The following is a 20562-nucleotide window of genomic DNA, read 5'->3' as shown; positions in this document are numbered from 1 at the left end:
AGGAGGCGTGCAGTGCGCGAGACATATCTGCATCCACAGTCTGGAAGAAGCACTTGAGAAACTGGAATTTCCGGTAGTCCTCAAGGCTGTAGACCTTATGGGAAGCAGAGGAATCTTTCGCTGCAATACCAGGGAGGAGACTTTTTTCTATTATAATAAGACTATGGAAGCAACACGAAAGGACTACTGTCTGGTCGAAGAATTTATCGAGGGTCAGGTGCTCGGATGTGAAGCTATGATCCGTGATGGAAAACTGCTTTACTGTCTGCCGAACAATATCGAAGCTTTTCAGAGCTATGTGCCGACTCCGATCGGTCATTCCGTTCCGTACAGGAAACAGGAAGAACTTGGGGCAGAGGTCCGGCATCAGGTAGAACTTGCCATCAAAGCAGTGGGACTTGATAACTGTCCGGTCAACTGCGACCTGATCGAAAAAGACGGAAAGATCTATGTGATCGAGATCACCGGAAGAGCGGGAGGAACCTGCCTGCCGGAAATGGTAAGCATTTATTATGGAATCAACTATTACGAGGCGATTGTTCGACTGGCTCTCGGAATGGATGTGGAAGAGATGTTCCGTGGCAAAACATCCGGTGTGGCAAATCTTTCCAGAACGCTGCTTTCAGAGAAAGATGGTGTTGTAAAAGCTATCCACAATGAGAATGAACCGGCAGAGGATATTGTGGATCTTTCCTTTAATATTGCACCGGGTGAGGAAGTACATCACTACACAAACGGCAGAGACCGGCTGGGTCAGGTGATCCTTCAGGGAGAAAGCCTTGAGTCCTGCGAGAAACGTCTGCAGGAGATTTTGTCGAAAATAAACATTGAATTTACGGTATGATTGTGAGAGAATAACATGAGAAATTACATTAGTTCAAAAAAAAGTATTTTTCTGATGCTTCATATCAGCCTTCTGTTCAGTTCACTGAGTGGAGTCTGCTCCAAAATGGCATCCCGGTATACAGATCATATATTCTCTGTGAGCTTTATTTTCTGGTTCGGGCTTGTTTTTGTGATCATGTTTGGATATGCGATCATCTGGCAGCAGATCCTGAAACGGATGCCGCTGACTGTTGCCTATGCCAACCGTCCGGTCACACTGATATGGGGAATCATATGGGGAGCACTGATCTTTGGCGAAAAAGTCACCTGGAATATGATCGCAGGTGCGGCCGTAATCTTTGCCGGGATTTATCTTGTAACAGGAGAGGATGGAGAGAAAGGCGGTGAGAATTCATGAACCGTCTGGAGATATCTGTCTGCATTCTGCTTTTTTCTGTGTTTATTTCATCTGTTTCCCAGATCTTACTGAAAAAAGCAGCCAACAGAACCTACGAGAGTCCACTGAAAGAATATCTGAATCCGCTGGTGATAGGAGCGTATGGAATGTTTTTCTGCTCTGTGATCCTGACGATGCTGGCACTTAAGTATGTGCCGCTTTCCATGTCACCGATCCTGGAATCTACAGGTTATATTTTTGTGTCGGTGATGGGATACTTTTTTCTGAAAGAGAAATTTACGAAGAGAAAACTGGCAGGATTTGCACTGATCCTGGCAGGAGTTATTATATTTAACATATAGAGAAATGAGGGATATAGGACATGCTGGTATCCATTGTCATACCATGCTATAATTCAGAACATACCATCGGCAAAGTGGTAGAACTGGCTATAGAAGAATTTGAGAAACTGAAAGACTACGAGTGTGAATTTGTGCTGGTCAACGATTATTCCAGGGATGGAACGTGGAATGCGATCCATGCATTGGCAGAGAAGCATCCGAATGTCAAGGGAATCAACCTTGCCAAGAATTTCGGACAGCACAATGCGATCATGGCGGCTATGAATCATACGGAGGGAGATCTGATCATTGGAATGGATGATGACATGCAGAACCATCCGTCGCAGATTCCACTTTTTCTGGACAAGATCCAGGAGGGATATGACATTGTATTCGGCGTGTTCAAAGAACGAAAGTTTTCTGCATTCAAGAATCTGACAGGAGCAGTCAGCAGATTTCTTCTGTGGCATCTGCTGGACCGTCCGAAGGATATCCAGATGAGCAGTTTCTGGTGCTGCCGCCGTTATGTGCGTGATGAGATCGTGAAGTATGATGGATACAATATCTTCCTTCAGGTACTGTTTTTCCGCACAACACATAATATTGCCAATATCGAGATCGAGCACTTTGAACGCGAGGTAGGAACGTCTAACTATAACTTCCGCAAGGGACTGAATCTGTTTCTTTCCTGCCTGAATTTTACAGTGATCCCGCTCCGTGTGTCGACATTTTTCGGAACATTGTTTTCAGCGGCTGGCTTTATCGGGGCAATCGTTGTACTGGTCCGTAAGCTTCTGGATCCAACGATCGCGATTGGCTGGTCTTCTCTGATGTGCGCGATGCTGGTGCTCTTTGGAATTGCATTCCTGATGCTCGGAATCATCGGAGAATATCTCGGTAAGCTGATGCTGAATATCAACAGGACTCCTCAGTACGTGATCCGGGATAAGGCAAATATCACATCCGAAGAAGAAAAGAGGTAATACATGATAGATTTTAACAGACCGGCGATCGTCGGAAATGAATTAAAATATATTCAGGATGCTGTGGCGCAGGGGATGCTCTGTGGAGACGGCAAGTATACAAAGCTCTGCTCAGAGTGGATGAAGAAACGCTTTGATGTAAATCAGGTTTTTCTTACGACTTCCTGTACACATGCACTGGAGATGGCGGCTTTTCTCTGTGACATTCAGCCGGGGGATGAGGTGATCATGCCTTCCTACACGTTTGTTTCAACTGCAGATGCATTCGTGCTTCGCGGAGCAAAGATCGTTTTTGTAGATATCCGTCCGGATACCATGAATATTGATGAGAACCTGATCGAGCAGGCGATCACAGACAAGACCAGGGCGATCGTTCCTGTCCACTATGCAGGTGTGGGCTGTGAGATGAACAAGATCATGGAACTTGCGAAGAAATACAACCTCAAAGTTGTTGAGGATGCTGCACAGGGCGTGGAGGCATATTACCACGGCAAGGCTCTTGGAACGATCGGCGATTTTGGCTGCTACAGTTTCCATGAGACAAAGAACTATACGATGGGAGAGGGCGGCGCGCTCGTTTTCCAGAAAGACGAATACCAGGAAAAAGCAGAGATCCTTCGTGAGAAGGGAACTGACAGAAGCAAATTTTTCCGTGGACAGGTAGACAAATACCGCTGGATCGATTATGGATCTTCCTATCTTCCGAGTGAGATGAATGCGGCATATCTTTATGCACAGCTTGAGGAATGTGAAAAGATCAATCACAAACGCCATGAGATCTATGATTATTATCATGCAAATCTTAAGAATCTTGAGGACGAGGGCAAGATCCAGCGTCCGTTTGTGCCGGAAGGCTGTGTGCATAATGCACATATGTATTATATCAAGACCAGGGATCTGTCCGTAAGGAGCCGTCTGATCGCTTACCTCAAAGAAAATGGTATCTGTACAGCATTCCACTATGTTCCGCTGCACAGTTCACCGGCCGGCGAAAAATTCGGCAGATTCAGCGGCGAGGATGTATATACAACAAGAGAGAGTGAGCGTCTGGTGCGTCTTCCGATGTTCTACGATCTCTCAGAGACAGATATGGAATACATTGTAGAAAAAATACAGCAATTTGAGTTTTAAATGGAGGTAACACCATGAAAAAAAGAATATGCCAGATGGCTGCGTTGGGAAGTGCTCTGCTTCTGGCGTTTTCTGCACCCGTACAGGCAGCTGCTGTTACTACGAACGGTACGCCTGCGGCAGTTGCAACCAATAATATTCAGAACTGGCCGGCTGGTCCGGAAACTACATCGGAAGCAGCGGTTCTGATCGATGCCGATACAGGAGCGGTTCTTTATGACAAGGGAATGAATGAATGCCGTTATCCTGCAAGTACGACGAAACTGATGACGATCCTTCTGGCAACCGAAAACAGTTCGCCGAGGGATATTGTAACATTTACAGAGACAGGAATCCGTGACGTGACCTGGGACAGCAGTAATATCAATGCACAGCTCGGGGAGCAGATGACAATGAAAGACTGCTGGTTTGCTGCCTACATTAAGTCTGCGAATGAAGTCTGTGCGCAGATTGCAGAGTATGTCGGCGGTTCAGAGGCGAATTTTGTCGATATGATGAATCAGAGAGCCAAAGAGCTTGGCTGTACGCACACACATTTCGCAAATGCCAGCGGTCTTCCGGATGAAAATCATTATTCCAGTGCCCTGGATCTCGCAAAGATCATGCGTGCAGGACTCCAGAATGCGAGATTCCGCAAGGTGATCGAGAGAGTCGGCTACACGATTCCGGCAACAAACTTAAGTGAATCCAGACCGATGCACACACATATGCCGCTGATGGCAAAGGAATCTGATCTTTATTATGAAGGATGTATCGGAGGAAAGACCGGGTTTGCGAATGAAGCAGAGCATACACTGGTTGTTGCGGCGGAGAGAAACGGCAGGACTTATATTGCAGTGACCATGAGGGCTGCTGATCTGGGAATCAACTGTACAGACAGTACTGCATTATTTGACTATGCATTTAATAATTTTGATACAATTGATGTAAATGGAACAAAGATGACGGTTCCGGCGGGAACTACAGTCAATGATCTGACTACAGAAAGCGTAGACAGAAACGGAAAAACCATGAACCGTTATTATTACAATGGGCAGTATGTAGGGTATGTGGTGGCTGCAGATCCTACACCGACACCTACGGAGGCTCCGCAGAATGAGGAGGAAGCGACAGCAGACATTTCGACGGATCAGACTGCAGAGCAGACGGAAACAGCAGTACAGGACAGCCAGACGGAAACAAAGGGACTTTCCCAGACATCCAAAATCCTTCTTGGAGTTATGGCTGGTATGGGTGTACTCCTGATCATTCTTCTGATCCTGCTTCACAGAAAAAATTATTAGAGTACTTTTATAAGATAAAAGGAGGACAATCAATGAAAGGTATTATTTTAGCAGGCGGCTCCGGAACCAGATTATATCCGCTGACCAAAGCAATTTCCAAACAGATCATGCCGGTATACGACAAACCGATGATCTACTATCCACTGTCAACCCTGATGCTTGCAGGGATCCGTGAGATCCTGATCATCTCCACACCACGTGACCTTCCAGTATTCCGTGAACTGCTCGGAGATGGCAGGCAGCTTGGCATGAGATTTGAATATGCAGTGCAGGAACAGCCAAGAGGACTGGCAGATGCGTTCATCATCGGCGCTGATTTTATCGGCAACGATGCAGTGGCACTTGTCCTCGGAGACAATATCTTCTATGGACAGAGTTTCTCCAGAGTACTTCTGAATGCTTACAAGTGTACAGAGGAAGAAAAGGGAGCAACGATTTTCGGCTACTATGTAAGAGACCCGAGAGAATACGGTGTTGTAGAATTTGATGAGAACGGCAGAGCCCTTTCCATCGAAGAAAAACCGGAGCATCCGAAGTCAAACTATGCAGTTCCGGGACTTTATTTCTATGACAATGATGTTGTAGAGATCGCAAAGAACGTGAAACCGTCTGCAAGAGGCGAGATCGAGATCACCAGCATCAACAACGAATACCTGAGAAGAGGAACTCTTAAAGTAGAAACTCTTGGAAGAGGATTTGCATGGCTGGATACAGGAAACCATGATTCTCTTCTTGATGCGGCAGATTTCGTTGCAGCATTCCAGAAACGTCAGGGACTTTATATTTCCTGCATCGAGGAGATCGCGTACAAACGTGGATTTATCACAAAAGAGCAGCTTGTCGAACTGGCACAGCCGCTTCTCAAGACTGCCTATGGCAAATATCTGATCGAAGTAGCGGAGGGATTATAAAATGGGTAAGATCACAGTAGAAACCTGTCATATCGAAGGACTTAAGGTCATCACACCGACTGTATTCGGGGATGAACGCGGTTATTTCATGGAAACATACAATTACAATGATTACAAGGCAGCAGGAATCGACATGGAATTCGTTCAGGATAACCAGTCAAGCTCCCGCAAGGGCGTTCTCCGCGGACTTCATTTCCAGATCAACTATCCGCAGGACAAACTTGTACGTGTTGTAAGCGGAGAAGTATTTGATGTTGCCGTTGACCTGAGAGAAGGTTCTGAGACTTACGGACAGTGGTACGGTGTTGTTCTGTCTGCTGAGAATAAGAAACAGTTCTTCATCCCAAAGAATTTTGCACACGGATTTGTTGTACTTTCTGATACAGCAGAGTTCGCATACAAATGTACAGACTTCTATCATCCGAATGATGAGGGTGGACTTGCATACAATGATCCTGACATCGGCGTACAGTGGCCGATCCCGGAGGATATGGAACTGATCCTTTCTGACAAAGACCAGAAATGGGGAAGTTTCAAGGAATACACTGCAAACAGGGGTAAAAAGGATTGAATAAAAATACCTGGCTGCCTGGAGAAATCTACAGAAACAGAAGATTAGTCTTTTCTCTGGCAAAAAATGATTTCAAAACAAAATATGCCGGTTCCTATTTCGGAACAGTATGGGCGTTTATCCAGCCGATCGTTACGATCTGTGTCTACTGGTTTGTGTTTGGTCTGGCACTTCGGAATGGTTCTGACAAGGGCGTTCCGTTTGTACTCTGGCTGATCGCAGGTCTTATCCCGTGGTTTTTCTTCCAGGAGGGACTGACGGGTGGAACGAATGCACTTCTGGAATACAATTATCTGGTCAAGAAAGTGGTATTCAATATCCGCATCCTGCCGGTAGTAAAGGTATTTTCAGCGGTGTTTGTCCATTGCTTTTTTGTAGTGATCGTTCTGGTGATCTACACCTGCATGGGATACCCGCCGAGCCTGTACGCCCTGCAGCTTGTGTACTACAGTTTCTGTATTTTTATGCTGATCCTTGCTGTGACTTATATGACAAGTGCGGCAGTCGTATTTTTCCGCGACTTAAGCCAGATCATCAACATTGTCCTGCAAGTAGGTGTCTGGGTGACTCCGATCATGTGGGACTTCAATGATCTCGGGCTTGGCGGGATCCTTCAGAAAATACTCAAACTGAATCCGCTGTTTTATATTGTCCAGGGGTATCGTGACTCCCTGATAAACAAAGTGGCGATCTGGGACCACCCTGTACTGACACTTTATTTCTGGGTATTCACGCTGGCAGTAGTTATCTTCGGAACCAGACTGTTCAAAAAACTTCAGGTACACTTTGCAGATGTACTGTAACATGGAGAGTAAAATGAGTGAATTTGCAATTCAGGTAAAACATCTGGACAAGATGTACAAATTATATAACAAACCCTCAGACCGTCTCAAAGAGGCACTGGGGTTCAAGGTTCCGGTGCGGGAGCATTATGCGCTCCGCGATGTGAGCTTCGAGGTCCGAAGGGGCGAGACCGTGGGAATCATCGGAACAAATGGTTCCGGTAAATCCACGATCCTTAAGATCATCACAGGCGTACTGAATCCTACCGGCGGCGAAGTGACGGTAGATGGACGTATCTCAGCACTTCTTGAGCTGGGAGCCGGATTCAATATGGAATACACAGGGATCGAAAACGTTTATCTCAACGGAACCATGATGGGATTTTCCAAAGAAGAAATTGATTCCCGTCTGCAGGATATTCTGGATTTTGCTGATATCGGAGATTTTGTTCACCAGCCGGTCAAGGCGTATTCAAGCGGTATGTTTGTCCGCCTTGCTTTTGCAGTGGCGATCAATATCGATCCGGAGATCCTGATCGTAGATGAGGCACTTTCTGTAGGAGATGTTTTCTTCCAGGCAAAATGCTACCGTAAGTTCGAAGAATTCAAGAAGATGGGAAGGACCATCCTTTTTGTAAGCCATGATCTGAGCAGTATCGCGAGATACTGTGACAGGGTCGTTCTTCTGAACAAGGGTGTGAAGCTGGAAGAGGGATCCCCGAAGCAGATGGTAGATATGTACAAGCAGCTTCTGGTCGGGCAGGACCCGACGAAGCAGCAGGTGCAGGAAGAGAAGCCGAAGGAAAGCTGGAGTGAAGAATTCCAGGTCAATCCGAACATGCTGGAATATGGCAGTAAGCTTGCGGAGATCACAGACTTTGCCGTGATCGATGACAAGGGCAGATCCACGAATACCATCGAGAAAGGAAGTTCCTTCCAGATCCGCATGAAAGCTGTGTTCCACGAGGCGATCCAGGAGCCGATCATGGCATATACTTTCAAGGATATCAAGGGTACGGAGATCACCGGAACCAATACCATGTTCGAAAAGATGCATATCGAGCATTCGGATGAAGGTGACACCTGTACGGTGACTTTCACACAGAAGATGTTCCTTCAGGGCGGAGAGTATCTGCTCGCATTTGGCTGTACGGGATACAAGGATGGAGAATTCACGGTATTCCACAGACTTTATGATGCATGCAACATCACGGTTGTTTCCGAACAGAACACCGTAGGTTTTTATGACATGGATTCACAGGTAGAGATACAATACGGAGAAGAAAAATGAGTGAAAAAATAGGACAGGTTGTGCTGGATGACACGTATTATCCGGGAAAAGATTTATATACAGACGGTGCGATCGAAGATGAGATGCTGGAGATCGCCAGGACTTATCCAGAAGAAAAATGGAATCAGGTGATCGCAGAGCGCAAAAGCTGGCCGATCCTGTATCATTTTTCACATATCAGAGAAAATATCTTAAGCTGGCTTCCATTCACAGGAGAAGAAAATGTCCTGGAGATCGGTTCCGGCTGCGGCGCGGTGACTGGCGCACTGTGCAAGAAGGCAAAGAGCGTGACCTGCATCGAACTGTCACGCAAGAGAAGCCTGATCAATGCCAACAGACATAAGGACTTTGATAATCTTAAGATTCTTATGGGCAACTTTCAGGATATTGAGAAAAATCTTACCGAAAAGTATGATTACATCACGCTGATCGGTGTATTTGAATATGGAGAGGCTTATATTCAGAGCAGTACTCCTTATGTAGATTTCCTGAAGATCATTTCCAGACATCTCAAACCGGACGGCAAGATCGTCCTTGCGATCGAAAACCGTTTTGGACTGAAATACTGGGCGGGCTGTACAGAAGATCATTTCGGAACGCTTTTTGAAGGACTGGAAGGATATCCGACGACAAAAGGTGTCAAGACCTTTACGAAGAAGGAATTCAATGCCATCTTACGAGAGGCAGGGGACCTCAAAGCATCCTGGTATTATCCATTTCCGGACTACAAACTTCCAATGACGATCTATTCTGATGAGCGTCTTCCGTTCAAGGGCGAACTGAACAGGCTGGAGACGAATTATGACAGACTGCGCCTGCAGCTTTTCCAGGAGTCACCAGTATATGATTCTCTTCTGGACAATGATCTGTTCCCGGAGTTTTCCAATTCGTTCCTTCTTCTGATCGGCAGGGAAAAGCCGGAGATCGCAACGGTATATTCCAAATTTTCCAATGAGAGATCATCGGAATTCGCCCTTCGTACCGATATCTGCAAAGAAGGCAAAAAAGATCGTTTTGTTCGAAAAGTTCCGACAGAAACTACAGCAGAGAAACATGTACGGAATCTGGAATCCCTTTCCAGAGAGATGGCAAGGATCTATGCCAAAGAAGGTCTGGAACTGAACCAGTGCATACTGGAAAAACAGGGTGTCCGTCTGGAATTCCTCAAGGGAAAGACGCTGGAAGAACATCTCGATGCGCTGGTAGAACAGGGCAGAAACGAAGAGGCAGAGAAGCTTCTGTTCCGTTATGTTGAGAAGGTACGCCGGATCCACAGTGGAGAAGCTTTTTATAAAACACCGGAATTTGTCAAAGTATTCGGAAATGTTTCACAGGAAGGAACACTTTCCTGTAGTGGAATCTCCAATATCGATCTGGTTCCGGCAAATATCCTGATCGACAATGACAGGATTTCCGTGATCGATTACGAGTGGACGTTCCGTTTCCCGATCCCGGGCAACTTTATCATTTACAGGATGATCCATTATTATCTGGAAAGTGACGGCAAGCGCCGTGCGCTCAAGGATATGGATTTCTATACGAAGGCAGGTCTGACAGAGAAAGAACTGGAGATCTATGCTGCAATGGAGCGTAATTTCCAGAATTATATCAAGGGCAGCCATGTACCGCTTCTTGACATGTATGAGGATGTTTCACCGGGCAAAGTTGATGTACTGTCTTATTATGAGCAGCTCCGGATCGCAGGTGCAGAGCGGAAACTGCAGGTATTTTATGACAGAGGAAATGATTTCAACGAAAGCGATTCAGCCGTCTATCCGATGGCGAAGACCGGACTTTCTCTGAAGATTCCGATTTCGAAGGATGCAAAACGTCTGAGACTTGATCCTGGTGAGGCAGCAGGAGGACTTCTCCTTCACAGACTTGCCTTTGATGATGGCAGCAAGGCTGTTTTTTACAGTAACGGATTTGACATGGGCGATGGAAGATATTATTTCGGAGCCGGTGACCCGCAGTTTATCATTGAGCATGTTCAGGGCAAAACTCTGGATATCGAGATCGAAGTATTGAAAGAGCAGGAAGCAAGGGAAGAATTCTGGCAGAAATTCTCACAGGTATCTTCACAGAAAGAGCAGGAGATCCAGAGACTGAACCAGAAAATACAGCAGATGGAAAACACAAAAGTCTGGAAGCTGTACCGAAGCATTAAAAAAAATTAAAGAGGATGTAGAATGGGTGATTTTTGTTTCAGCATAGATGAAGAACGTTACGATGACAGACATGGTCATGTGCTGAGTCTGGACGGATGGTATTCACATCCTGACAGAAAAACATATGGATTTGAACTTCTGGGAGATGGCTATGATACGGTAGAACTGCCAGAGATCCAGAGACGGGAGCGGCCGGATGTCGCACAGGCTCTTGGATGTGAATTCGGGGATTTTCTGCCGGGATTTACCGTTCAGATCCCGGAGGTACTGAAACTGGCAGAGAAATATCAGAGCCTGGAACTTTTTCTCCGCGACGGGGAAGAACGTGTCAGCATCTGGGAGATCAGTGCAGACGAACTGGATGAATTGATCAAAGAAAATCTTGTGGAATATCATCTGGACCGTGTTGAGATCCTGTATGATACGATGCTGGAGATCCAGGGATGGGTCGTTGATCAGAGAGGAAGCGTGGAAGTGACGGTACATCAGGAGGATGCATCACTTCTGGACTGCCGGATCAGCAGAGGACGCAGACCGGATGTGGTCGAGAGAAGAAATCTTGATGAGGAATATAAGACGCAGGAGATCGGATTCCGGATCTCTGCGGCGCTTCCGGAGATCAAAGGCGGAGAGATCATTCTTCATTTCTGTGGTGATTCTGTCACCAAAACATATACGATTGACATCGAGGAACTTCGGAAACAAAATAAACCAAAAGGATTCTTAAGCAGGCTTTTTGGCAAAGAGAGTGTGGCAGAAGGTGGATATGAAGCATGGCTTGCGCGCCATAAGGTGGATAAGAGAACCCTTCGCAGGCAGAAACATGCTGCTTTTGCACAGAAGCCGCTCATCAGCATTGTAATTCCGCTGTACTGCACACCGCTTCCTTATCTTAAGGAACTGCTGGAGTCTGTCCGCAGACAGTCCTATGAGAACTGGCAGCTCTGCCTGGCAGACGGAAGCCCGGATGACAAGGCAAAAGAATTCATTGAGAAGCATTACGGCAGAGAGAAACGTATTGTTTACCGCAAGCTGGAAGAGAATGGCGGGATCTCCGTCAACACAAATGAGGCGGTCGCGCTGGCAGCAGGCGAGTATCTTATGCTCTGCGATCACGATGACACCCTGGAACCGGATGCTCTCTATGAGATCGTCAAAGCGATCAACGATACAGGTGCCGATGTGCTTTATACCGATGAGGATAAGGTCAGCATGGACGGCCGGCATTACTTTGACCCGAATTTCAAACCTGACTTTAACCTGTTCCGTCTGAGGGAAAACAACTATATCTGTCATATTTTTGTTGTGAAAAAAAGCCTGACAGACGAAACGGGACTTCTCCGGTCTGAATTTGACGGCGCGCAGGATTTTGATTTTATCTTACGCTGCTGCGAAAAGGCGCAGAAGATCACGCATATCCCGAAAGTGCTGTATCACTGGAGATGCCACATGGACTCCACAGCGGCAGATCCTTCCAGCAAGGCATACGCATATGAAGCAGGAAGAAAAGCCGTCCGTGAGCATTACCAGAGACTGGGCATCGATGCGAAGGTGGAGATGACAGAACGTCCTGGCTGGTATCGAAGCCATGTGAAGGTTCAGGGAAATCCACTTATTTCTGTCATTATTCCGAACAAAGATCATACAGATGATCTGGAGCTGTGCCTGTTTTCTATGACACGGAAATCAACATATCGCAATTATGAGATCCTGATCGTAGAGAACAACAGCGAGAAGGAAGAAACCTTTGAATATTACAGAAAACTCCCGGACCGTTATCCGAAGGCGAGGGTACTGACCTGGGAAAAAGAATTCAACTATTCCGCGATCAACAATTTCGCTGCGAAGGAAGCGAAGGGAGAGTATCTTCTTTTCCTGAACAACGATGTGGAGATCCTGACACCGGACTGGATGGAAGAAATGCTCCAGAACTGCCAGCAGGAAAACGTGGCGGCTGTGGGAGCGAAGCTTTATTACCCGGATGATACGATCCAGCATGCGGGTGTTGTCCTGGGACTTGGAGGCATCGCAGGCCATATCATGTGCCGTGCATCGAAAGAAGACCCGGGCTATTTTGGACGTATGATCAGCGTGCAGGAGATCAGTGCGGTGACAGCGGCGTGCATGATGGTAAAGAAATCCGATTTTGATGCCGTGGGCGGTCTTGATGAGACTTTCCAGGTGGCATTTAATGATATCGATCTGTGCATGAAATTCCGTGCGGCAGGAAAGAAGATCATTTTTACACCGTATGCAGAACTGTATCACTATGAATCAAAATCAAGAGGACTGGAAGATACACCGGAAAAACAGTTCCGCTTTGACAAAGAAGTAAAGAGATTCCAGGAGAAATGGGCGCAGCAGCTTGAGATGGGGGACCCGTATTACAGCCCGAATCTTTCTGTGACAGAAGGGGACTGTTCCCTGAGAGAAGACTGAGAAATGAGGTTGGATATAGATTATGGCAAGAGAAATTTTTGAAGTGACCAAGGACAGGTTCCATCTTCAGAATCCATGTTGTTACATCCTTCAGGGAACCTGGCCAAAAGAAGCAAGAATGCGTGCCTGCCTGGACGGATCAGAAGTAAAGGCAGAGATCAAGAAACTGGAGATGGTCAGTGCACTGGAGCGTTTCAAGGATCCTGATCTGATGCGCGGCGAGAGGATCACGGCTGAGATCCGTCTCCCGGAATCACTGGAAGGCTTTCAGAAACTTTCCGTTTATGCAGATATGCCGGACAAAAACTTCTGCTGGTTTTCTGTTCCGGTCAAAGAACTGGAACGACGCAGAGGCAAACCGCAGTTTTTTATCGAAGAAGAAAAGGTGCAGCAGGGCTTCCTGAGAGTACGTGGATGGGCTGTGGCATCTGAACCGGTCAAAATTCAGATCTTTGATGAAAATAAAGAGAAGATTTCAGCAGAAATCCTCCGTACAGAACGTGTCGACGTGGAACAGCTTTATGAGGAGACAGAGATCCATGATAAGACAGGATTCTTTGTAGAACTGACAAACCTTACAGGCAAATTTGTCTATATTGTTTTTTATGCAGGAAATACGAAGTCTGTCCATATCGCACACCTTCAGCCGACTGTCGTCCTTCGCAAAAAGGTCGAGAAATATGCCAAAAAGGGCTTACGTTACTGGAGAAGCCAGGGAAGCGTGGCGCTGGTGGGCAAAATCGCAGCCAAGGTTAAGACAGCTTCTACAAGAGAAATTCCATATCAGAAGTGGATCCTCAGGCATCTTCCGAGCCAGAAAGAACTGGAGAAACAGAGAAGAGAGAAATTCGACTTCCAGCCAAAGATCTCTATCGTGATCCCGTTATACAAGACCCCTGAGAAATACTTAAGACAGCTGGTTGATACCGTCAAGGCACAGACTTATCCGAACTGGGAACTCTGTCTTTCTGACGGAAGCGGTGCAGATTCACCGATCGCAGGACTCCTTAAGGAGCTTGCAGCATCGGATGAACGTATCAAAGTAGTTTCTCATGACCAGCAGCTTCAGATCTCTGAGAATACCAATGCAGGAATCGAGATCGCAACGGGGGATTACATCGCTTTTGCAGATCATGACGATGAACTGACACCGCATGCACTGTTTGAGTGCGTCAAGGCCTTGAATAAAGACCGCAGGATCCGTGTTCTGTATTCTGATGAAGATAAGATGTCGATGGATGGACATAAGTTCTTCCAGCCGCATTTCAAACCAGATTACAACCCGGATCTTCTCTGTACCGTAAACTATATCTGCCATCTGTTTGTGGTTGACAGAGAGATCATTAATAAAGTCGGTACTCTCCGCAGTGAATTTGACGGCGCGCAGGATTATGATTTTATTTTCCGCTGTATTGAGGCGGTAGATCCTTCAGAAATCTATCATATCCCGAAGATCCTGTACCACTGGAGATGTCATGAGGACTCCACGGCCGAGAATCCGGAGAGCAAGGCGTATGCATTTGAGGCAGGAAAACGTGCGATCGAGGCACATTATGAGAGAACAGGCATCCATGCGGAAGTATACCAGGGAGAGTTCCTGGGACTTTACAGAACAAGATTTATCCGTGACCATGATCCGCTGATCTCCATCATTATTCCGAATAAGGATCATATTGATGATCTGAAACGCTGCATGGATTCAATCGATAAGAAATCAACGTATCAGAACTACGAATACATCATTGTGGAAAACAACAGTACAGATGATAAGACCTTTGCATATTACAAGGAACTGGAAGCATCCAACCCGAAAGCACATGTTATTTACTGGGACAGAGAGTTCAACTATTCCGCGATCAACAACTACGGCGCATCCTTTGCGAAGGGCGAGTATATCCTGCTTCTGAACAATGACACAGAGATCATCAATGATGACTGTCTGGAAGAACTTCTTGGCTACTGTATGAGAAGTGATGTAGGTGCAGTCGGTGCGAGAATGTATTATGAGGATGATACGATCCAGCATGCCGGTGTAGTTATTGGCTTTGGTGGAATCGCAGGACACTGTTTCGTGCTCCAGCCTCGTGGAACGACAGGCTATTGCCACAGGATCATCTGCGCGCAGGATTACAGTGCGGTGACAGCAGCCTGCATGATGGTGAAGAAAGAAGCATTTGATAAGGTAGGCGGTCTGACAGAAGAACTTGCCGTTGCCTTTAATGATATTGATTTCTGTATGAAGCTCCGTGCAGCCGGATACCTGATCGTGTATAATCCATATGCAGAACTGTATCACTACGAATCCAAATCCAGAGGACTTGAGGACACACCGGAAAAAGTGGCACGTTTCAACAAAGAGATCCAGATCTTTGAGAAACGCTGGCCGGATATCCTGAGAAATGGCGATCCGTATTACAATCCAAATCTGACCTTAAAGAGTCAGGATTTTTCACTGAGACGTATATAGGAGGATTTTCTGATGAAAGTATTAGTAACAGGCGTAAAGGGACAGCTTGGCTATGATGTAATGAACGAGCTGGCAAAAAGAGGCTACGAAGGAGTCGGCGTTGATGTTGCCGAGATGGACATCACAGACAGCGCGGCCGTAGAAAAAGTGATCTCAGAAGTTCATCCGGATAAAGTTGTCCACTGTGCAGCGTGGACTGCTGTGGATGCAGCGGAGGATAACCAGGAGGTCTGCCACAAAGTAAATGTGGATGGAACAGCAAATATTGCAAAGATGTGTGGAAAACTCGACATTCCGATGGTATACATCAGCACAGACTATGTGTTTGACGGACAGGGAATCCGCCCGTGGGAGCCGGATGATCCGGTCGTAGAGCCGCTGAATGTCTATGGACAGTCCAAATACGAAGGTGAAGTTGCCGTGGAAAAATATGCTCCGAAGCACTACATCGTGCGTATTGCATGGGTATTCGGACTGAACGGCAAAAACTTCATCAAGACCATGATCAATCTTGGCAAAACACATGATACCCTGACTGTTGTAAATGACCAGATCGGTACACCGACTTACACCTACGACCTTGCAAGACTTCTTGTAGATATGCTGGAAAAAGAAGAGTACGGCAAATACCATGCAACAAATGAAGGCGGTTACATTTCCTGGTATGATTTTGCAAAAGAGATCTTCGCTCAGGCAGGTATGGATGTCAAAGTCCTCCCGGTAAGTTCTGCGGAATATCCGGCAAAGGCAAAACGTCCGTCCAACAGCCGTATGGAGAAGAAGAAACTCGACGAGCATGGATTTACCCGTCTTCCGGACTGGAAAGATGCTGTTGGACGTTATCTGAAGGAAATTATGTAAACTGATGAAAGAAAAGATGAAATCAAGCTCAAAGATCCGGACAGTGCAGAAGCTGTCCGGATTTTGTCAAAGCCCTGATGTGAGGGCGCTTTGTTTTTTATTTCTGCTGCTGAGTGCAAGCTGTAGTTTTATATTCCGGGATTATTTATATGGAAATGACCTGATGATCTTCAACGATATCGGAAGTGATACCTGGCAGCAGTACATCATGAACTATACCAGCATTGTGAACCATCTGCGGGACGGCAGCTTTTCTCTCTGGGATTTTAATAACGGGCTGGGGATCAACCAGTTTAACTTTAACCTGTTTGATCCGTTCCTGATGCTGCTTTATGGAGTCGGTGTTGTTCTGGGACCGGCACATATGCTTCTGTATATCAATGTCATTCAGATCCTCAAGATCATGGTGGCGGCGTTTGCTTTTTACTGGTTTCTGTCACAGTTTTCTTTCAGCGTGCTGTCAAAGATGATCACGTCTTATGCTTACGCGCTGAATGGGTTTCTCCTGGTGTGGGGGCAGCATTACCAGTTTGGAACGGTCGTGATCTATTTTCCGCTGATGCTTCTTTTCTGTGAGAAGTTCATCCAGAAAAAGAAAGGAAAGGCACTGTTTCCGGTCATGGTATTCCTGTGCGGGATCTACAGCGTGTACTTTACATACATGTGCCTGGCGGCGACCGGGCTGTATCTGCTTTTCCGGATCCTGATGCTGGACGGACTTACCTGGAAAGAGAGGATACAGAGATTTCTGCTCGGCTGCGCGGAGATGATCATGGGCGTGGGAATGAGCCTTGTCGTGTTCCTTCCGATGGCAGAAGTTCTCCTGGATGTGTCTTCCAGACTGGAAAGCGACGGAACAGGGCTCCTTGATTTCCTGCGCCAGTGTTTTACGCCATATTCAAGGAAGTTTTATCTGTCCATGCTCAAGAGAATGTTCTCAAGCAACTTACAGAACGGTTACGGACTGGCAAAAGGACCGCAGCAGTATGTGATGAACTATTACGAAGATCCAGTCCTTTTCTGCTCAACGCTGGCTGTTTTTCTGAATGTGCAGTTTCTTGCAGTCCTCCGAAAAGCAGACATGACGAAGCGGGCAAAAAGAGTACTCTATGGAGTGGCTGCCCTGATCCTTGTCGGAACTGCACTCCCGGTCGGAGGAACGGTCTTTAATTACTTCACACTGCCGACACAGCGTTATACATTTGTGCTGATGACGGTCTTTCTGCTTTTGATGGCGTGGATGTGGGATTACATGCGAAAAGGCGGCAAGCTGAACCTCGTGCTGATTCTTGCGGTGACTGCCCTCATGGGCTGGGCATACTGGTGCGGATATGAGCAGGCGGGCTTCCAGGAATACAGGACAAATATCCTGATCCTGACCGTCACAGGAATTCTGACAGCCGTCTGCCTGACGCTGCTCTGTTTCCTGAAGGATATACAGATAAGAAATGTGATCCTAGGAGTTATGGGCGTTGTGCTTGTCGTGAACGTGGTTTCTGAGGGCGGAACAAATTATCAGAACCGCGTCACCATGAAAAAGACAGATGTTCCGGCAGAAGTGATGGTGCAGGAAACACAGCGCTATGAGGAGATGCGGACTTCTGATGACAAGGAGATAAAATACCGCGCAGAGATCGAGAAACCGCAGGATTTTTTCCGGGAGATGTACCGTGTCGATCTTGCGGACTGCCTGAACTATCTCAAAGAAAATGATCCGACGTTCTACCGTGTAGAGAAGGATTATATTTCGGGAACTGTTTCGATGGATTCTTCCGGGCAGGGATACCGCGGGATTTCGACTTATAATTCTGTCATGAACGGAAATGTCAAAGAATTTGTTAAGACCTGTTATCCGGAACTGTTTTTTGCAGATCACAATCATTATACGTTCTGGAACAATGTGGACGATAACTGGCTGGCTGCTTTCCTGGGCGTGAAATACATCCTTTCCGGAAACGGAGAACCGGACGAGACAAAATATAAGCTGCTGGATCAGGTAGGAAGTCTTTATATCCATGTGAATGTACTGGATGCACAGACAGCGCATTTCTATACGCAGGATATTTCAGAGGAGAGCCTTAAGGAACTCTGCACAGAGGAGAACAGGGAAGAACTTCTCGGAGAGGCGATCGCCCTGGAGGATGGAACGGAGATCGGAGACGCATCTGAGATCCAGACACTCAAATCCGAGGAGCAGGAGACAGCAGAGCAAAATTCTTCCGTGACGCTGGATGCGCCGCAGAAAGACTCTGTTGTGACAGGAAGTGTCCATGCAGAAGCAGATGGATATGCCCTGTTTATGATCCCATATGAAAAAGGCTGGAGTCTCACGATCGATGGAGAAAAAGCGGAACTGCTCCGCGGCGATATCGGATTCCTTGCATGTGAAGTGCCAGAGGGAGATCATACGATCCTTCTTACCTTCGAGGCACCGGGATTAAAGGCAGGCACGATAGGAAGTGTGCTGTTCTGGATCTTGTTTGCACAGAGCAGGCTCCTGACCATACGAAAGAATAAAACCAGAAAATCAGCGGGTGCTTGAGGGCACACCGCTGATTTTCTGGTTTATGAGAAGTGAAAAAAATTTAAGATTTTGCTACTTTGATGATTCTCCAGAGAAGTAGAAGGAAGAGTATGAGACCGGCACCGCCGAACAGGATGTATGGAAGATTGTTCCTGTCTGCGGAATATTCTCTGGCAGCTTCTATATTCTGGTTGCTTTCAGTAGAAAAAGAAGAATTGTCTTCATGGGTGGCTGCCATAGTTGCTGTTCCGACAGGAGTACCACCAAAGAAATACTGACGTCTGTACTGTCCGTTTTCCTGTTCTTCGCCATCTTCAGTAGTGAGACTGTCTGCTGTGGCGCCGACAGGTACGTAGACATTGCCGCCGGAAACCATGTTGAAGTCGTTGTCTCCGAGGGAGAGCATCTGGAAATTATCAAATCCGTAGTTAAACAGGCTGACTGCTTCTGTTGTAGTTACACCGGAAGCACCCTGAAGAACAACAGCGATCAAGGTGACATCGTCCTTTTCGGCTACACAGACGAGTGTGCTGCCGGAGGCTTCTGTATAACCTTCCCTTCCACCAAGACAGTACTGATAATAGGCTGCATTGGATGAAGACATCAATGGAAAATTGTTGGTCAGTACACGTTCACCACCGGATACGTTAGTCGCTGGGATCGTATAAGAAACTGTATTGGAAATGGTCCGGAAGGATTCATTATCAATAGCTGCCTTCATAATAAGTGCCATGTCATGTGCGGTGGTATGCTGATTTTCATCTGGAAGTCCGGTAGACTTGGTAAATACTGTGTTGGTGCAGCCAAGCTGTGCAGCCCGGTCATTCATCATCTGAACGAAGTTTTCAACAGAACCGCCAACGTGTTCTGCAACCTGAAGTGCGATGTCATTTGCTGAGGAGAGCATGATCGCATAGAGGCATTGTTCCATTGTAAAAACCTCTCCAAGCTGTGCGGAAATATTGGCACCTCCGTCAGTAACACCGGAAACACCGGTTTCTGTCATGGTGACTTCATCAGTAAGCTGCGAATTTTCAAGAGCGACCAGGACAGTCATGACTTTGACTGTAGCACCGGGATACAGTTCCTGATCCATGTTTTTGGAATAAAGCATCGTCTGTGTGCTGTCCTCCATGATTACGGCCGCTGTGGAAGTAATCTCTGGTCCCTGAGGCCATCCCGGAATGCTGTTTGTTGTTATAGCAGAAGTAGCAGCCTGGGCAGTATCTGCGGCTGTTTCCTCGGCGGCCAGGACCGGTGTCTGGAACAATACAGAACAAGAAAGTCCCAGAGCCAGAAGACCGCTGTATAATCTTTTTAATCTCATAATCTATCTCCTGTGACTGATAAAATAGTGTGTCGTTTTTAACAAAAAAATACATATCAATTCATATCATATCCCATTTTTCGACGCAATTCAAGCAGAATGATATAGCCCCTTGCAAAAATAGGCCTGGAATGATAAAATAAAGCCGATTATGAGTAAAATTATTGTAAAATATGTGTTGCTGTGAGCAGTAACAAATAAGTAAAGTCTGAGGACACAATATATGAATAAAAAACAACAGGCAGGAGGCGGGATCCAGTG

General features: G+C 46.5%; 16 protein-coding genes. 15 read left to right on the top strand and 1 reads right to left on the bottom strand.

The annotated features are described in order from the left end of the window. From QZL69_RS05900 to QZL69_RS05830, 15 genes are all read left to right on the top strand, one after another. The coding region (locus QZL69_RS05900) for an ATP-grasp domain-containing protein (RefSeq protein ID WP_291518586.1) at window positions 1–844 on the top strand (844 nt) is incomplete at its 5' end. 15 nt (window positions 845–859) lie between these two features. Then, the gene (locus tag QZL69_RS05895) at window positions 860–1243 is read left to right on the top strand and encodes an EamA family transporter (RefSeq protein ID WP_022214302.1); all 384 of its coding nucleotides are present in this window, start codon (window positions 860–862) and stop codon (window positions 1241–1243) included. Beyond that, window positions 1240–1584, top strand: coding sequence for a DMT family transporter (locus QZL69_RS05890; RefSeq protein WP_022214301.1), 345 nt, complete (start codon window positions 1240–1242; stop codon window positions 1582–1584). The genes QZL69_RS05895 and QZL69_RS05890 overlap by 4 nt, the downstream gene beginning before the upstream one ends. A 20-nt stretch (window positions 1585–1604) precedes the next feature. Further along, window positions 1605–2546, top strand: a complete 942-nt coding sequence (locus QZL69_RS05885; protein ID WP_022214300.1) for a glycosyltransferase family 2 protein — start codon at window positions 1605–1607, stop codon at window positions 2544–2546. Between the two features lie 3 nt (window positions 2547–2549). After that, entirely contained in the window at window positions 2550–3677 is a 1128-nt protein-coding gene (gene rffA, locus QZL69_RS05880) for a dTDP-4-amino-4,6-dideoxygalactose transaminase (RefSeq protein ID WP_022214299.1), read from the top strand. Window positions 3678–3691: 14 nt separating this feature from the next. Next, window positions 3692–4960, top strand: coding sequence for a D-alanyl-D-alanine carboxypeptidase family protein (locus QZL69_RS05875; RefSeq protein WP_022214298.1), 1269 nt, complete (start codon window positions 3692–3694; stop codon window positions 4958–4960). A gap of 32 nt (window positions 4961–4992) precedes the next feature. Beyond that, a complete protein-coding gene (gene rfbA, locus QZL69_RS05870; protein WP_022214297.1) occupies window positions 4993–5871 on the top strand; it encodes a glucose-1-phosphate thymidylyltransferase RfbA in 879 nt (292 codons plus the stop codon). 1 nt (window position 5872) lies between these two features. After that, window positions 5873–6442: a dTDP-4-dehydrorhamnose 3,5-epimerase gene (gene rfbC / locus QZL69_RS05865; protein ID WP_022214296.1), complete on the top strand. Its 570-nt coding sequence runs from the start codon at window positions 5873–5875 to the stop codon at window positions 6440–6442. Next, window positions 6439–7245, top strand: a complete 807-nt coding sequence (locus QZL69_RS05860) for an ABC transporter permease (protein WP_022214295.1) — start codon at window positions 6439–6441, stop codon at window positions 7243–7245. Before rfbC ends, QZL69_RS05860 begins: the two co-directional genes overlap by 4 nt. Window positions 7246–7258: 13 nt before the next feature. Next, entirely contained in the window at window positions 7259–8515 is a 1257-nt protein-coding gene (locus tag QZL69_RS05855) for an ABC transporter ATP-binding protein (protein WP_022214294.1), read from the top strand. Further along, window positions 8512–10692, top strand: coding sequence for a methyltransferase (locus tag QZL69_RS05850; RefSeq protein WP_022214293.1), 2181 nt, complete (start codon window positions 8512–8514; stop codon window positions 10690–10692). Before QZL69_RS05855 ends, QZL69_RS05850 begins: the two co-directional genes overlap by 4 nt. Window positions 10693–10704: 12 nt before the next feature. After that, the gene (locus QZL69_RS05845; protein ID WP_022214292.1) at window positions 10705–13122 is read left to right on the top strand and encodes a glycosyltransferase family 2 protein; all 2418 of its coding nucleotides are present in this window, start codon (window positions 10705–10707) and stop codon (window positions 13120–13122) included. Window positions 13123–13144: 22 nt separating this feature from the next. Beyond that, window positions 13145–15589 (top strand): glycosyltransferase family 2 protein, encoded by a 2445-nt coding sequence (locus tag QZL69_RS05840; RefSeq protein WP_022214291.1) that lies wholly within the window; start codon window positions 13145–13147, stop codon window positions 15587–15589. A gap of 12 nt (window positions 15590–15601) precedes the next feature. Continuing rightward, on the top strand, window positions 15602–16450 hold the full coding sequence (gene rfbD / locus QZL69_RS05835; RefSeq protein WP_022214290.1) for a dTDP-4-dehydrorhamnose reductase: 849 nt from the start codon (window positions 15602–15604) through the stop codon (window positions 16448–16450). 4 nt (window positions 16451–16454) lie between these two features. Beyond that, window positions 16455–18992, top strand: a complete 2538-nt coding sequence (locus QZL69_RS05830; protein WP_022214289.1) for a YfhO family protein — start codon at window positions 16455–16457, stop codon at window positions 18990–18992. Window positions 18993–19035: 43 nt separating this feature from the next. Here the strand turns inward: QZL69_RS05830 and QZL69_RS05825 are convergent, their stop codons facing one another. Next, on the bottom strand, window positions 19036–20301 hold the full coding sequence (locus QZL69_RS05825) for a D-alanyl-D-alanine carboxypeptidase family protein (RefSeq protein ID WP_022214288.1): 1266 nt from the start codon (window positions 20299–20301) through the stop codon (window positions 19036–19038). Window positions 20302–20562 lie beyond the last annotated feature (261 nt).

The organism is Blautia sp. CAG:237 (assembly GCF_000436615.1).
Taxonomy (GTDB): domain Bacteria; phylum Bacillota; class Clostridia; order Lachnospirales; family Lachnospiraceae; genus Blautia_A; species Blautia_A intestinihominis.
The sequence above is the reverse complement of the archived record's forward strand: the minus strand, read 5'-3'. Positions and strand labels throughout refer to the sequence as shown.